Origin of the sequence: Brevibacillus sp. NRRL NRS-603 (genome assembly GCF_003013445.1) — a bacterium.
GTDB lineage: Bacteria > Bacillota > Bacilli > Brevibacillales > Brevibacillaceae > Brevibacillus > Brevibacillus formosus.
Genome location: NZ_PXZN01000012.1, coordinates 447,915 through 462,967, shown reverse-complemented (window position 1 = coordinate 462,967; position 15,053 = coordinate 447,915). Strand labels below are relative to the sequence as shown.

The following is a 15,053-nucleotide window of genomic DNA, read 5'->3' as shown; positions in this document are numbered from 1 at the left end:
GGCGAGGAGATTCATGATGGTACGAACACAGAAATGGGTAGCATTATTGAGCTATACCGCGGTACTCTCCCTATTGACGATGGGTGGGGTCGTTGCTGCATCCCCTGCAAAGGTAGCTACCCAAAAAGTAGAAGCATCGGTTGGCGCGACGGGCAATACCGAGGTGAAGCTACAGGCTTGCAGTCAAAATAATGCGAAAGCGGATCTTTCGAACATGACACCAAAGCCGTGGAAGGAATTGGAAAATAAGCCAGTGCTGGAAGGGATTACTTCGATTGCAACAGGCGTCATTTTTGATGAAGCAGGCTATGGATGGAGGCCAGGCATTTCTTATGCCTTCACCGAGGATGGTCAAGTGTGGAAATGGGGCTTTCAATCTGACAAGAAGTATGAACCGCACAAGCTAGCCGGGATCAAAGATGCCAAGCAAGTCATGACGGATTATGTCCTCACGAGCACCGGTGAAGTATGGCGGATCGATGAGAAGAAAGCACCAGAAAAACTGGCCGGTCTGGATAAAATCAAGAACATTCAACAGCTCGACCTTCATGAAGGCGTACTCTTTTTACTGAAAGAAGACGGTACTGTACTGAAATGGGAAAAAGGAGCGAAAGCAGCCGAAAAGGTGACGAAGCTCTCGAATATCCGTGACATGCAGAGCTCAGCCTTTTCCTTGTTTCTGGTAGATGACCAAGGGAAGCTTCTTTATCTCGATGGCAAATCCGGAGAGCTGAACACTGAAAATCTGCAGGTAATGGATATCCCCGGAAAAGTCAAACAGGTAGCCGTGGATTACAAGGATCGCGCCTTGATCCAAACAGAAAAGGGCGAAGTGTACAGCTACGATGCAAAAGAAAATGAAAAAGTAGTGCGTGCTGCTGATGCTGATGGTGCCACGCGGATGGCAGTTGGCGGAGAAGGATTGTACTTGATCGTAAAAGCGGACGGAACTGTTTGGGGCTGGGGACATAATACACTTGGAATGCTCGGTGCGAATCTGGAAAATGAGATCGAGAAGCCTGTCAAAATAGCAGGTCTTGCTGATGTTACAGACGTAAAAGCGGGTACCGACCATGTGATTGCTCTCGATAAAAAAGGGAACGTCTATTCATTCGGCAGCAATATGACAGGACAACTGGGGCGAATCCCTGTTACCTTTGACAAATGGACAGAATTGGGCGAATTACGTGATGTAAAACAGGTAGTAACCGAGCTGGATCGACCGTACTTCGTTCGTAAGGATGGTTCTGTATGGGGTTTTGGCGCCGATCGTGTGCCATATGAAGTGAAAGGACCTGCGAAAGTAAAAACAATGGATAGCATCCTGGATTCTCCGGTTACCTTGAATGAGAAGGGACAAATCCAGTTGTGGACAAGTGAATTTAGCAGCTGTGACACATTGGCGTTGCCTTCTCGCATCAAGGATTTTGTTGGTGGAGAGAAGCATCTCTTGTTGCGTACGGAAGATGACCAATTCCTGACTGTGGAATTCCGTTATGATTCCGCAGAACGCGGTGGGGGATATATCATTAAGAACTTGCGCCCCAAAAAAGTAGAAACCCTGAAGATCGATCCAAAAATGGCTGCGGACGTAACCAAGCTTTATGCCAATCTTTATACGTTCTTTGCTGTGACGAAAAATGGTCAGGTATTGTACGCAGAACAGAAGAATGATGAACCGTTCACTTCATTTGCGCCAATAGCTGGTTTGGAAGGAATTCGTGAGCTTGCGCCTGAATATTTTGTCCGTCATACAAAGGATATCGCATCCGTTTGGGCAATCAATGATGCAGGCAAGGTTCAGGAAATTCAGGTTTACCCTGAGAACGAAGGAAATGACGCTGGAGCCATCAAAGCGAAGCTGGAACCCAAAACGGAGGAAGGCATTGCTATGATAAGCGGACGTTTACGGATTACTAAGGATGGGCAAATCTTCGAGCATGATTGGGAACCACTTCAAAAGCAAAAAGTGGCGGCTCCCGTTAAACTGATTTCCTCCTCGTATAACTATGCGATTGAAGGACCAGGCTCGCATTATCATGTGCTGGTCACCGAAGATGATAAAATCGTATTGATCGGCGGTAATCCATACGGAAAAGCTGAGCTTCAACCAGGTATGGTCAGACAATAAAAAACGGGAAAGAGACGGCACGGTGGAGCATTCATTTCCACTGTGCTTCTTTTTTGCCGTTTTTTGAATGCTTGGAAAAAGATGGTTGACAGTTTGTATTTACAATTGTAATATTTTATCAGAAGTTAAATTTACAACTGTAAATCTAAGAGGTGACAACGTGATGAGCAACATGCCGAAAATATCGGAGGCTGAGTGGGAAATTATGAAGGTGATTTGGCGAGACCACCCAGCGACAGCGGAGCAAATCATAGAGCGCTTACCAGCCGATATCGAATGGACAGAGCAAACGGTACGCACGTTTTTGAACAGGCTGCTCAAAAAGAAGGCAATCAGCTATGAAAAATCTGGCCGCAGCTACCGATATTTCCCACTCGTCCAAGAAGATGAATGCAAACGTGCGGAAAGCGAATCCTTTTTGAAACGAGTATTTAACGGGGCAGCAGGCACGATGATGACCAATTTTCTCGAAGATGTGCAGTTATCCAACGAAGAAATCGACAAGCTGCAAAAAATACTGACAGAAAAACAAAAGAAGAAGCAGTGATGAGGGAGCAGTAAATGGATATTCTAGGGAATGTTTTTTTGTGGATATGCTATGCTTCGCTGGGGGCGAGCCTGGTAGCTATTTTGCTGGTAGCCATAAAAAAAGGAGTTCGCCAAGCGATCAGCTGGCGCATGCATCATTTGTTATGGTTCATCGTTTTGGCTCGCCTAATGATTCCTGTGCTGCCGGAGAGTTCATTTAGCCTCTTCACTTGGATTTCCTGGGCGAGTAACGGGTTGGCAAGTAACGGGATATCGGTCGCCCAGCCGCTCTCTGCCTCTACCGCACCAGAAGTGATACAAACGGAACCTCGTGGCGTTCCAGCTAACACTGGCTTGGCTGTACAAGGAGAGAATGGCGGGGGCATGCAAGTCGAAGCTGCCGAGGATAATAAAATGGGCACTGCATCCACTCATGCTGCCTATATTCAGATTTTGGCGGTAGTGTGGCTTATCGGCGTAGTCATTTTGTTAGCGAGACTATTCATTTACCTGTATGACATGCACACCAAAGAACGCTTTTTGATGCGGGTGACAGATGAAAGAGTAACGACCATCATGAATGCGTGCAGAGAGAGGTTTGGAGTAAAAAGGGAAATGCCCGTCTATACAGGAACACTTGCGAAGGGACCGCTAATCTCGGGGATCTTTTCACCATGGGTTTATTGTCCGCGGGATGTATACCAATCGTTGTCAGATGCTGAGCTGTATCACGTCTTTGCACATGAGCTCGCTCACCACAAACGAAAAGATTTGCTGTGGAGCTTCCTCGGCTCCCTCGCACTCGCGATCCATTGGATGAATCCGCTAGTATGGGTATGGATTCGAAAAATGAAGGCAGATATGGAGCTAGCGTGTGATGAATATGTTTTGGAGATTCTGGGGGAAAAAGAATCGATTCCCTATGGCATGACACTGCTTTCATTTGCGAGACAGATTTCAGAGAAAAGACCCATGCCGTATCCACTCTATTTTCACCATTCCCATCATTCTAATCAAATGAAAAGGAGAATTCAAATGATTTCCACGTTCAAAAAAGGCTCCGCAAAGTTATCAGCAGTAGCCATTGCATGCGGGCTAGTTATTAGTGCAGTCACACTTACAAACGCAGCAGAGCCGTCAACACTTCAGATGCCTGTAAAACAAGAGGATAAAATGCGCCCCTTGTTTGGGGAAACACCCGTCAAGGGGACGACTCGGCTGGAAAAAGCTGAAAAACTTGCTGGTTTTACTTTCAAAGTTCCGTCTTATTTGCCACCAGAAGTTACCTATCAAAACAGCATTATCTATCGCTCGGAGGAATCTGAACCTTTGGATAACAGCGTGCTCCATTTTTTTCAAAGTCCCGACACCCGGCTCAAAATAGAAACGAGCACAGTCGAAAGGACCCGGGAATCTTTACAAGTAAGATCGGAAGACGGTAGTACCATCTCCACACTCTCAGCAGAAGAAGACCTATCCGCGAATGGAAAAACCGTAAAAGTTATCATAAGAAAGACAACTTCTGGTGAAGGTTCTATCGATCAAGAAGTATTATATTTCTGGAGTGATGAAGGTCTCTATTATTCTATCGAAGTAGATGGCCACTTAGAAAATGAGGAGATCGTAAAAATCATCGGATCGTTTCAATCGCCAAATGAAGAACTGAGAAAAAGGTACGTCAATTACAACTTTATGAATAGCGACATCCTTGATTTAGAGGATCTGGAGTATTTCTCAGAAATAATCGGCTTTGCTCCCGTTTTTCCTTTGGATTTGCCATCCGGTTATAAAGCGACAGATGCTTATGTCAGTAAAAAGCTCAATTTTAGTTACCCTGAAAACGAAGAGGATAAACACAAGCGCACCATTCATATCACGTTTGAAAATCCTGAAAAACCAAAAACGATTGTGCTGTTTGCCCAAATCAAGGACAAATCCATTGTGGAAAACATGAGAAAAACAAAAAAGGTCCCTTTTGAGAGAATAGACGGGGTAAAATTTGAAGTTCCTGTCACTCCTTTGAACATCAGTGGCCAAGAAGTATTCCGCACAGCACCGTATAAAATCGATGATACAATGAGTACCCCAAAAGAGAAATTCAACCATACTTATTTTTGGCTAAAAGAGGATGTCTGCTATAAAGTGACGTTCAAAGAAGTGGAAGAGGAGGTACAACAGCAAGTGGTAGCAGCTCTGGTAAAGGAAAAGGCGATTGAAATGCATTTCTAAACAGTCGATGGAATCATTTTGAAATTATTGATACAATGATGAGAGTCCCTTCGGGGGCTATTTTTTTAAGGAGGGTTTTTCCGATGAAGAACATTACGTTCATCAAACATGTTTATGAAAAGCAACTGGGGGGTGAAATCTACTATGAACCCTAGTATTTTGAATGGCACCAGAAGTCATCTGATCAACCAGCTGGTCTTTTTTGACGAGCAGTATTCTCTTTTTTACGATCAATATGTACGCAATTATGGGAAAGAAAAGCAAGCCATCGATGAGATTGTCGAGCGTTACAAGCAAACACTTGAAAGCCTTCTGGCCAAAGAAGACAGTGCACTCTTTCAATCACTTAAAGCAATTACGTTATTAGGCAGCAGCGTAAAAGTACTATTTGAAGAAGATCAATTTGAGGAGTCATTTACGGTGGTTTATCCCACAGACATTGACCCGGATAACAACAGAATTTCATTCTTATCGCCCATAGGCAGGCAGCTACTGCTAGCGGCTCCACACGATTCTGTTGTGCTGGAAAGTCCGGTTGGCAGGCAACAGGTGCAGGTTCGGGAGATAAGCTTTACATATATGGGGGGATTCTCGTCACCTTAGGAATCTACCCATTGCATCGATTACATGAGAAGGCACTAACACGGGTTAGTGTCTTTTTTTGTGCATTCTAGTAAAATGCAAGAAAAGGAAGCTGTGCGGACAGGAGGGAAAGACGATGAAAATCATTGCATGCCCAACATGTGAGCAAGACGTGCAATGGGATATGAAACGCCTGCAAAAGTTAGAGGATCGGTGGGTGATGGCTTGCAAAAAATGCGGTGCCCCGTTTTTCAGCGTGTCAAAAGAAGAAAAGGAAATGATTCTTGAAGGCATTCGATTGACGGAAGCGTATGTACCGGATATCATCCATGCTTATCATAGTGAGGATGTAAAGAATCTCCCTTCCAGGGTTGGCTTCGAGAAACATGGAAAAAAATAGAGTGATAAAGAAGGGATTTCATGATTGTTTTTGGGATGATAATTTGCATTTGGTTGTTATCTCTCTGGATGCAGCCGATCCTACAACCTTATGTGGAAGGTTTTTTGCTCTTTTTTTATGGGGACAGATATGAAGCGTACATTCCTTATGAAATGACAGCCTTACATTATGTGGTGAATGCCATGACACTTGGTTTCATCCTTGGACTGCCACTTGAAATCAAATACAAAAGGGCAAAATCAAAAGGGCTTAAAAAGCTCAAGTTTCGTGAAAGCCTCGAGTCTGAGAACATCCTGTTTATTCTTTCCCTTGCGCGTGATCAGCAGGGCTATGTGACGGCAGCGGATATCGCGTCCCAATCTGCGCTTACGATACAAAAAGCCCAAAATATTTTAAGTAAGCTTCAAAAAGACGGTTTCGCTGACCTAAGTGTAACCGAGAAGGGTGACATTCTTTATTATTTCGCGGGTTTTACTGAAGGTGAGGAATGAGGGGCGAATGAATAAATTTTTAGGGAGCTTGGTGATTCTTTTTGTTATTGGCGTTTTTCTCATACTTGGCTTGTTTATCGGTTATTTTGTCATTGATGGCATCTATCAAATCTTAGACAACACAATCTTCTTAGCAATTTTCATGAGTCTCATTTCCATTAGCTACGCGTTCTTTTACATGGAAGGAAAAAGACTGGCAAAAAGGCAAATGCAACGAACACAGCAAGCCGTTGCAATGACGGTCGCCAATCGTAATCATGGAGTCGTCACTGTTGCATCGTTTGCTCTGGAGTCGCAGTTGCCGCTATCGCAGTGTGAGCAAATTCTGAAAGAGATGGAACAACGAAAGGTTCTGAGGACGTCCTCCTTACCTGGCAAGATGGCCGTCTATCAGTTGGATGATCACGTATACGGACAAATGCCTTATGAAAGTGACGATAACGAGGAGGCTGATGATGAGGAAACACTAGAGCTCGAACGAACGCAGCGCATACGCAAAAAAAGAATCGTTCGTGGTGTCTTACTTACAGTTATTGGCACATTGATTATGATCTCCGAAGAACAGATCTTACTAAACCTGAGCGAGTATCTCTATGCTGCAATTACTGCACTCATCTTTCTCGTTTTTATCGGACGTTACCTATTGTCCTCCCATCGAAAGGCGGATCAACGCCATTCGGAACACGATGTTTTGACGTATGTCATGGATAATGAAGGGGAACTCAATCCGAAAGAGATTCCTTATTATACGCATGAAAGCTATCAATCGATGGAGCCTATGATCGATAAATGGCACAAAAGAAATTACTGCTCGATTACGCATCAAGAAGACGGGGGAATCATCTATCTCTTTCCCAATTATACGGATGAGTCGGAAGTGTACGAATACGACGAAGAGTATAATCCGATCCCTGCATGGATCGATAAAAGGTCGAAATTTCTTCTGTTTAGCTGTTTAGCATTTGTCTTCAGCTATGTAGGCGGCTATGCCCTTGTACATTGGAACAGCCTTATCTTCATTCTCGCTTGTACCATCATAGGAGGAATCTACGGTTATTTTGCCTTCTCACAAAAACCGGAGCTAGAGAGAATCGAGCGAATCGCACTGCAAGTAGCTACGAAGAAGGGCGGTGCTGTAGCTGTTTACGAGTTGGCTTACAATGCCAGGATCACCATGGATGAGGCAGCAATGTTATTAGAAAAATGGGAGCAAACGAACATTGCCAGAAAAGTGTATTCGGAGGAAGGCGCGCCAGTTTACGTGGTGAGTGGTGTCGTTTCCAAAGAACAAAGACTGCGGTCGGAGCATGTTTGAATACACTCCCATAATCTGCACATACTACCATCACTCAATCAATGACAACCAGAGGTGAACAGCAATGGCACGTTCGAATTCCTTGGTGTATGGACAAGCTCGTGCAGCATTAGATCAATTAAAGTACGAGATCGCTGCTGAATTTGGAGTCGAGTTGGGCGCAGATACGTCGGCACGTCAAAATGGCTCTGTCGGCGGAGAGATGACGAAGCGTTTGGTACAATACGCGGAACAGCAAATGTTTCGTCTGTAGTCCCTCCTTGTGAGGGATTTTGCTTTCGCTTACATACACTGCAGAAGAATATGTGGCTCATGTACGGAATGCTTCCATGGAGCCGGCAGGAAAATAGTCGGACACGAGAGACGATGAGAAAGTTTTCATCGTCTTTTTGATGTTACTTGAAGTGGTTCTGGGTGCCCCAGCAAAAACCCTTGACCAACAGGTACCCCAAGCGCCAAAGCGACAGCTAAGTCCTCCGGCTCTTCGATTCCTTCCAGTACAAGCTGCGTATGATCTTGGCAGTATTGGACGAAAAGCGAGACGAGCTTTTGCTTATTCGGTATGGAGGACAATTGCTTGCCAAAGTACCTGTCGAGCTTAACGATATCTGGTTCATACTCCACGATCTTTTTTAAAGAAGCGGCACCCGAACCGACATCATCTAATGCGATCAGAAATCCATGCTGACGCAGCTCACGTATTTTTTGCCCCAACAATCTTATCTCCCACATCTTGTCTTCTTCATTGGCCTCGTTAATTTCCAAGACAACTCGTCGGTTCCACGATCCAAACAACCCCTCCGTAATAAACGATAGGAAGGAAGGGTTCAACAACGTAGAAGGAAACACGTTGATGAACAAGAGCGGGACGTGATCGTGAAAAGTCACCCTCGTAAAGTATGAATCCATTGCTTTTTTCATCGACAGCGTATCCAATTCATATAAGCATCCTTCTGCACGAGCCTTTCGAAAAAGGACTTCTGGTGTACGGTGTGAAGCTGAGCGAAGAAGTGCTTCATATCCGAAAAATTGTCCTGTCGTCAAATGCACTAGGGGCTGAAAAACAGGATATGGAGGTTCCTTTTCCAATACAACGTTCATGGAATCATATTCCTTCCTGTACTAAAGATTTGAATAGAGGAAAAATTGTTTCCTTTAGGAAAGATAATTTGTCGATATTTTACAACAGAGCGGTATGCTTTGCAATGCAAGCTTCCCACATAATTATATTTTGCATTAAGGAAACATTTTTGGCTATGTACAAAATATTTTTCATCTTGTAAACTAGGCTTGTAACCGACAATCAAGATTGGAGGAGAGAGGAAATGGAAGCCTATACGTTACCGGAACTGCCATATCGCTATGATGAGCTGGAACCCTATCTGGATGCGAGAACGATGGAAATTCATCACGGAAAGCATCACGCTACGTATATAGCCAACTTAAACAAGGCCTTAGAAAACTACTCGCAGTTCAGGAATGCGTCAGTCGAAGAACTAATCAGTAACTTGGAGGATATCCCGGAAGACATCCGCATGGCAGTTCGAAATCATGGAGGCGGGCATTATGGACACAGCTTGTATTGGTCGATCATGAGTCCGACTGGCGGCGGGAAACCAACAGGGGATATTGCGAAAGGGATCGAGAAGTATTTCGGAAGTTTTGAGCAAATGAAGGATGAATTGACAAAAGCGGCTGTGAGTCGTTTCGGATCAGGATGGGGATGGCTTGTAGTCAACGGAGACAAGTTGGAAGTGATGAGCACGCCTAATCAGGATACTCCTTTTATGGAAAAGAAAACGCCCATATTGGTCGTAGATGTGTGGGAGCATGCTTATTACTTGCAATACCAAAATAAACGTCCTGATTTTGTCTCGTCGTGGTGGAATGTGGTCAATTGGGAGGAAGTCAATCGTTTGTATAACAAAGCAATCCGTTGAGGCAGGTCCAACAATGAACAGACATGCGGTCTATTTTCAGGAACAGGAAAAACGGCGTGAAATTTTGATATTGCTTAAGAAGCGCCGTTCGGTCGATGTCCAAGAACTGTCAAAGCATCTCGGCATAACAAAAGTCGCGGTGCGTAAGCATTTAGATGTTTTGCATAAAGAGCGGTATATTGAGTCTCGAATCGTTCGTAAGCGAACGGGCAGACCAGCCTATGTGTATCATCTGACGAATACTGCGGAATATTTATTTCCACGTCACTACAGCGATTTGGCTACAGAAATGGTGGCAGGCATTCAGGATTTGTATGGGGAAGCTTTTGTCGATCAACTATTTGAGAAGCGGATGGCACGTGTGTTACAAAACTATCGGGAGGTAATGAGAGGACAAGGTTTTGACCAGCGAGTGAAAATATTGGCGAGCATACAAAATGAAGAAGGATTCATGCCTCACTTGGAAAAAATCAGGGAGGGTTTGTATACGCTTGAAGAAGCAAATTGTCCTCTCTTACAAGTAGCCATTCGCTTTCGCCAAGCATGTCAATGCGAGCTCTCCTTGTTTGAATCGCTAGTAGACGCGCATGTAGAGCGTACCTCGTGTATGGCAGAAGGACAAGTGAAATGCCGTTACCTAATAAAAGAAAAGCTGAGCAATGAAGAAACGTAGTGAGCGAGACATCCGTTACAAGGGCGGGTGTCTTTTTGTTGTAAGCAAGGGGGGGTGATCTGTCGGAGATACATAATTTTGGCAAGGCGGGCAACTGCGGAAGACGAATTGTTTGCCGAAAGGGCAAGTGTCTATACAACCAGACGGGCGATCACGTATGGATAAAGAGAGGTGTATTTTGATGGAAAGGAGTGAGGACATGCCAAACGTCAAGAAAAATCCTAAGAATAGAAGACCAATCCTTAAACAGCGAGGCTCCTTGAAAAAGTCAAGTGCATCACTCCCGCTCCTCTTTGTCACACCGAAGGAACAGATGCAGCCTCAGACAAGTGCCATGGATAAGCAGAAAATGTATCGGTCCAAGAAACCTAAGGGCAAGCGAAACCACGTATCTACGCCTCCGGTCAATCAGACAGCTACCGAACAAGTCTCCCCGCATCCCACTACCACCCCCACCCCTATGGATGCCAAGGAACATAAACAAGATAGCAACAGTGCTCAGCAAGAACCCATTCAAGCAAAAGTAGTCTACGTGGAACGTGCGAGTCAATCGTTCATGCAGGTTGCTTTCCTAGAAGAAATTTGGGACGTCGAGTGGGCCCATTCCTTACGTGTACCCTGGAAGCTTGAGTGGAAAGAGGTGGAATGCCAAATTAAGATCGATGTCCAGCACGTTCGCCACGATGATAGCAAAAAGATCGTCTGGCTGTCAGGTGAGTTGGAAATCAAGGGTTTGGGGGTCACTGTTCATTCGGAAAAATTAGAGCATGAGACGATTCGCATTCCATTTACCTCGACAGTATTACGACCATCCTTACCGCAGGCAAATGTAGGAACAAGCGCACTTGTCCTCACAGCACCATCTTGTCCAACGAATAGATGGGTAGAGACGGGAGAATGGCAAATCAACATCATGGCAGATCCGCTCACCCATTCGCAATCGGAATGGAAAGAGTTCAGCGGCTTGGCAACCATTAGCGGTCGTGTATGGTGGTATCGGAAACAACTGGTTCCCGTTCCGCCTCCATACATAGCGAAAAAGGTAAACAGTCTTTACTAGAAAAAAGGGCAGATAACGCTTGGCATCAGCCAAATCCATATTGAGTCTAGTCCATATAATATAAAGAGAACAGGTTGGTGATAAAGGGGAGTGTAAAGATGGGTATACATGGCGAAGGCTGTAATTGTGGCCAAACTCAAGTTACGCAAAATAGCTGCACGGTGGAAAACGCCCGTGTGTTTGGAATGGCTTCCACCGAAACCATTTTTCCTAAAACGATTAAAGTACCTGTAACGTTGGCAGAAACGGCTGTTGTCGTATGTGTGGAGGCTAATGTCCATTTGGAGAGGCCTGCACTTGAGATCATTCGGGTATTGAAGAGTGTCATTCTGGAGCAATGTGAGCTGGTTCCTACATTCAACCCGTTGTCTGCAAAGTTGTTCGTCAGTGGTTTTATTCGCAAAAATATCGAGTACACCACAGTCGATCAAGCCACAGGAACTGCTGTATGCGGTGATGTACGACATACAACGGCGCTGATACCATTCGATTTCTGTACGGATTTGACCTTTCCGGCTACGGGACCGACGTTGCAACTGGCACCAGATTTCGAGTCACACGGAGAATATTTGAATAAATCAGGTCATGCGGCCAAGATTAACGTAGGTTTGTTCGGCAACCGAAAATTTTACAACGAGAGACCGTATTGTGAGCTGGTATTCACGGAATTCACCGAATTAGACATCGGTTTGGAAAGTAAGCGGTGCAAAGACACAACCAAAACTTTCTCGACCGTCCGTGAAAAAATCGTTCTGCGTCTTGGTCTAAAAGTTTTGCAGGATCAACAAGTTCCTATTCCAACGACCCCAGCACCGACCCCACCACCAAAACCGACATTTCCGCCACCAATATGTCCACCTAAGAAAAAATGGTAGTTCGAAAAAGAGAGCGTGGATGAGACACTACAGGGATACTGGGTGTCTCTTTTTTTCATAAGGAAGTCATCGGTTTCACGTAAACGCGGTGAAGACGGAACACGGACGGCAACTTTTCACGGACTTGGATCCACTGTAATAGCATGCGGAAAAGATTTAATCAAGCACAGCGACAAACAAAATCCGTTTCGGGGCATAAACTCTCCGTTCTTAGGTAGTAGCGATCACGTATTTCTCTTACGATTTTGATAAAAAGCGTGCGCTATGGAAGGAGAAGGATGTGCGATGTTTCGAATCCGTTTTAGTATATTTTTGAGTGTATTTGTCGCGATGGTGGGCTTGATGATTATTGTCCCTGTAATGCCACCGCTTATCCGTGAATTAGGCCTTAGTGAAATTCACTCTGGCATCATTATTTCACTCGGTTCAATTGCAATGGCTGTGATGGCGCCTGTCTGGGGGCGGTTAAGTGATCTTAAGGGAAGGAAAGCGGTCATTGTCATTGGTTTCCTCGGAATGTTTGTGAGCTATGTTTTGTTCACAGCGACCATGTATGCAGGATTATCGCAGGTACTTAGTGGCGGGCTTCTCGTTGTATTGCTCATTGTGGCACGGGGATTGATCGGTATGTTTATCCCGGCGGTTCCATCTGCCGCGCAGGCGTATATAGCGGATATTACGAGCGAAAATGGCAGAGCGGCAGGAATGGCTTTAATCGGTGCAGCCAATGGGATGGGTCTTGTTCTGGGTCCAGCGATTGCTGCAGCCTTTGCGCTGATCGGTCTGATCTGGCCGTTATACATTGGTGCACTGTTGCCGCTTGTCGCATTAGGCATCGTATGCTTCTTGATTCCGGCTCAAAAACCCATTATTCACGAAAAACCTCCCAAGGTAAATCCTTTTCAAAAGGGTCTCCCCTTATATTTGTTTGCCGGTTTGGCAACGATGCTCAGCATTATCACCTTACAAGTCGTTGGAGGGTTTTATTTTCAGGATCAGTTGTCTTTGACAACAAAGGAAACCGCCAGAATGTTATCAGTAGGTCTTATGATTTCTGGCGTAGCGATGATTGTCACACAAGGACTGCAAATGAAAAATCCAAAATGGCAACCGAGATCGCTCATTCTTTGCGGGGCAGTGCTCTTAATAATCAGCTTGTCTCTCTTTCTTTTCTTCATCAATGTGATCATCTATTACGCAGCCTTTTTCTTGTTTGGTGTAGGAGCTGGGCTCATGATGCCTGGGTTTATGGCAGGGGCTTCCCTTGCTGTTGATCGTGAACAGCAAGGAGGCGTTGCGGGGCTTGTTGCATCGGTTCAAGGAATCTCCGCTGTCATCGCACCGATTCTCAGCACAAGTCTTTACCAGCTGAACAAGTATTTGCCTTTTGCCGTAGTAGCATTATTTGTGATGCTGATGGGAGCAACGTTGCTTTTCGTCAAAAGCAGGTCAAAAATCAGCGAAAATACAAGGATCGATTCGTAATCAAATCGATATGGATACCCTGACATTTTGGCATATAATTGGGATAGCAATCTCATACGAGGAGGACCTTTGCAGCGTGAAAATAAGCGAATTATCCCAATTAACCAATGTCAGTACCCGGTCAATCCGCCATTATGAAGAAAAGGGCTTGCTACAGGCAGAACGACTGGAAAATGACTACCGTTATTTCAATGAATCGGCAGTCAACCGTGTTAAGATGATTCAACTGTATTTGAAGCTGGGCTTAACAGCAGATGAAATCAAAACGGTGTTCAGAGGGGAAGTGGCATCACCCGACGATTACGAATATTGCGAGGAAATGCTGGCGATTTATGAACAAAAGCTCAGCAGAGTGAACGAACAAATTGAGGCACTCCAGGAGTGGAAGAAAACCCTGGAGAGGCAAATTTCCATTACCCGTGGAAAAAAGGTTACGAGCTAGTTCATGGTCATGGTCACGGCCCCGAAGCGATCAGTTGCTCCGGGGCCGTCTTTTTACAAGGAATGCAAGTTTTGACCGATGCCACCATCCACAGTTAGCCTCGCACCAGTCGTAAAGGTAGCGTCAAAGGCGAGGAATAGAACAGCTTTGGCCACTTCTTCTGATGATCCATGACGTTTCATTGGTGTAACCTTGTCGCCAAGCTCCTGAAAGGTAACGCGTTCTGCATCCGTAAAACCGGCAACTCCCATAGATGGCGTATCAATGAAACCGGGACTCACAACATTGACGCGAATCCCCTTGTCCAGCAGCTCCACCGCAAATCCGGAGGCCAAGGAACGCAATGCCGCTTTGGATGCGCTGTATACGCTCATGCCGGGGTAGCCGCCTTCATCTGCTACGGAAGATGTAAATACAATCGAACCGCCTTCATGAATAAGCGGCGTCAAGCGCTGGACGGTGAAAAATGCCCCTTTCGTATTTACCTCAAAAATCTGATCGTAAGTCTCCTCAGTGACTTCCAAAAAAGGCTCCAGAATGGAAGTGCCTGCATTCACATGGAGAAAATCGATCTTGCCAAAATGCTTTTCAACATAGTCTCCGAATGCTTGCACATCCTTCATACTCGATACATCAGACACCACAACATGTGCCCGTTCGCCCAGCTCACGTTTTGCATCTTCCGCATTTTTCGGATTGCGACCAGAGACGATGACCTCGGCGCCGCCTGCCAGCAATGCTTTTGCCACGGCCAAGCCCATACCATGTGTACCTCCAGTTACGACTGCTTTTTTCCCTGTATAGTTGTTCATTTCTGTTCCTCCTTGAGTGAATGAGTTATCTTTCTGAACGTAGTCTAAACGTTCACGCTAATGTGAAAGTCAAGGGCTCTCCAAAAATTA

General features: G+C 45.2%; 16 protein-coding genes. 14 read left to right on the top strand and 2 right to left on the bottom strand.

Going from position 1 to position 15,053, the window contains the following annotated elements:
* Positions 1–16 precede the first annotated feature (16 nt).
* The 8 genes from C7R94_RS09320 to C7R94_RS09285 all read left to right on the top strand — a co-directional run bounded on the left by C7R94_RS09320 (position 17) and on the right by C7R94_RS09285 (position 7,929).
* Positions 17–2,131, top strand: coding sequence for an RCC1 domain-containing protein (locus C7R94_RS09320; protein ID WP_106780302.1), 2,115 nt, complete (start codon positions 17–19; stop codon positions 2,129–2,131).
* Between the two features lie 163 nt (positions 2,132–2,294).
* On the top strand, positions 2,295–2,678 hold the full coding sequence (locus C7R94_RS09315; RefSeq protein ID WP_106780300.1) for a BlaI/MecI/CopY family transcriptional regulator: 384 nt from the start codon (positions 2,295–2,297) through the stop codon (positions 2,676–2,678).
* Positions 2,679–2,692: 14 nt separating this feature from the next.
* Positions 2,693–4,888, top strand: a complete 2,196-nt coding sequence (locus C7R94_RS09310; RefSeq protein WP_106780297.1) for a M56 family metallopeptidase — start codon at positions 2,693–2,695, stop codon at positions 4,886–4,888.
* Between the two features lie 144 nt (positions 4,889–5,032).
* Complete coding sequence (locus C7R94_RS09305) at positions 5,033–5,491, top strand: GreA/GreB family elongation factor (RefSeq protein WP_233220508.1); 459 nt, start codon at positions 5,033–5,035, stop codon at positions 5,489–5,491.
* Positions 5,492–5,606: 115 nt separating this feature from the next.
* Positions 5,607–5,870: a hypothetical protein gene (locus C7R94_RS09300; RefSeq protein WP_106780293.1), complete on the top strand. Its 264-nt coding sequence runs from the start codon at positions 5,607–5,609 to the stop codon at positions 5,868–5,870.
* A 20-nt stretch (positions 5,871–5,890) separates the two neighbouring features.
* Positions 5,891–6,361, top strand: coding sequence for a MarR family transcriptional regulator (locus tag C7R94_RS09295; RefSeq protein WP_106780290.1), 471 nt, complete (start codon positions 5,891–5,893; stop codon positions 6,359–6,361).
* 7 nt (positions 6,362–6,368) lie between these two features.
* Positions 6,369–7,676, top strand: coding sequence for a DNA primase (locus tag C7R94_RS09290; protein WP_106780288.1), 1,308 nt, complete (start codon positions 6,369–6,371; stop codon positions 7,674–7,676).
* Between the two features lie 64 nt (positions 7,677–7,740).
* Positions 7,741–7,929, top strand: coding sequence for an alpha/beta-type small acid-soluble spore protein (locus tag C7R94_RS09285; RefSeq protein WP_007729278.1), 189 nt, complete (start codon positions 7,741–7,743; stop codon positions 7,927–7,929).
* Positions 7,930–8,054: 125 nt separating this feature from the next.
* Here C7R94_RS09285 and C7R94_RS09280 read toward each other — a convergent pair whose 3' ends face one another.
* The gene (locus C7R94_RS09280) at positions 8,055–8,777 is read right to left on the bottom strand and encodes an EAL domain-containing protein (protein WP_106780286.1); all 723 of its coding nucleotides are present in this window, start codon (positions 8,775–8,777) and stop codon (positions 8,055–8,057) included.
* Positions 8,778–9,001: 224 nt separating this feature from the next.
* On the opposite strand from C7R94_RS09280, the gene C7R94_RS09275 reads away from it, so the two are divergent.
* The 6 genes from C7R94_RS09275 (at position 9,002) to C7R94_RS09250 (ending at position 14,151) form a co-directional block, all read left to right on the top strand.
* A complete protein-coding gene (locus C7R94_RS09275; RefSeq protein WP_106780284.1) occupies positions 9,002–9,616 on the top strand; it encodes a superoxide dismutase in 615 nt (204 codons plus the stop codon).
* Positions 9,617–9,629: 13 nt separating this feature from the next.
* Positions 9,630–10,289 (top strand): helix-turn-helix transcriptional regulator, encoded by a 660-nt coding sequence (locus C7R94_RS09270; protein WP_106780282.1) that lies wholly within the window; start codon positions 9,630–9,632, stop codon positions 10,287–10,289.
* A 199-nt stretch (positions 10,290–10,488) separates the two neighbouring features.
* A complete protein-coding gene (locus C7R94_RS09265; RefSeq protein WP_233220507.1) occupies positions 10,489–11,349 on the top strand; it encodes a hypothetical protein in 861 nt (286 codons plus the stop codon).
* 98 nt (positions 11,350–11,447) lie between these two features.
* Entirely contained in the window at positions 11,448–12,224 is a 777-nt protein-coding gene (locus C7R94_RS09260; RefSeq protein ID WP_106780277.1) for a CsxC family protein, read from the top strand.
* 285 nt (positions 12,225–12,509) lie between these two features.
* Complete coding sequence (locus tag C7R94_RS09255; RefSeq protein ID WP_106780275.1) at positions 12,510–13,709, top strand: MFS transporter; 1,200 nt, start codon at positions 12,510–12,512, stop codon at positions 13,707–13,709.
* A gap of 76 nt (positions 13,710–13,785) precedes the next feature.
* Positions 13,786–14,151, top strand: coding sequence for a MerR family transcriptional regulator (locus C7R94_RS09250; RefSeq protein WP_106780273.1), 366 nt, complete (start codon positions 13,786–13,788; stop codon positions 14,149–14,151).
* A 53-nt stretch (positions 14,152–14,204) separates the two neighbouring features.
* Here the strand turns inward: C7R94_RS09250 and C7R94_RS09245 are convergent, their stop codons facing one another.
* Complete coding sequence (locus C7R94_RS09245) at positions 14,205–14,963, bottom strand: SDR family oxidoreductase (protein WP_106780270.1); 759 nt, start codon at positions 14,961–14,963, stop codon at positions 14,205–14,207.
* Positions 14,964–15,053: the final 90 nt, after the last annotated feature.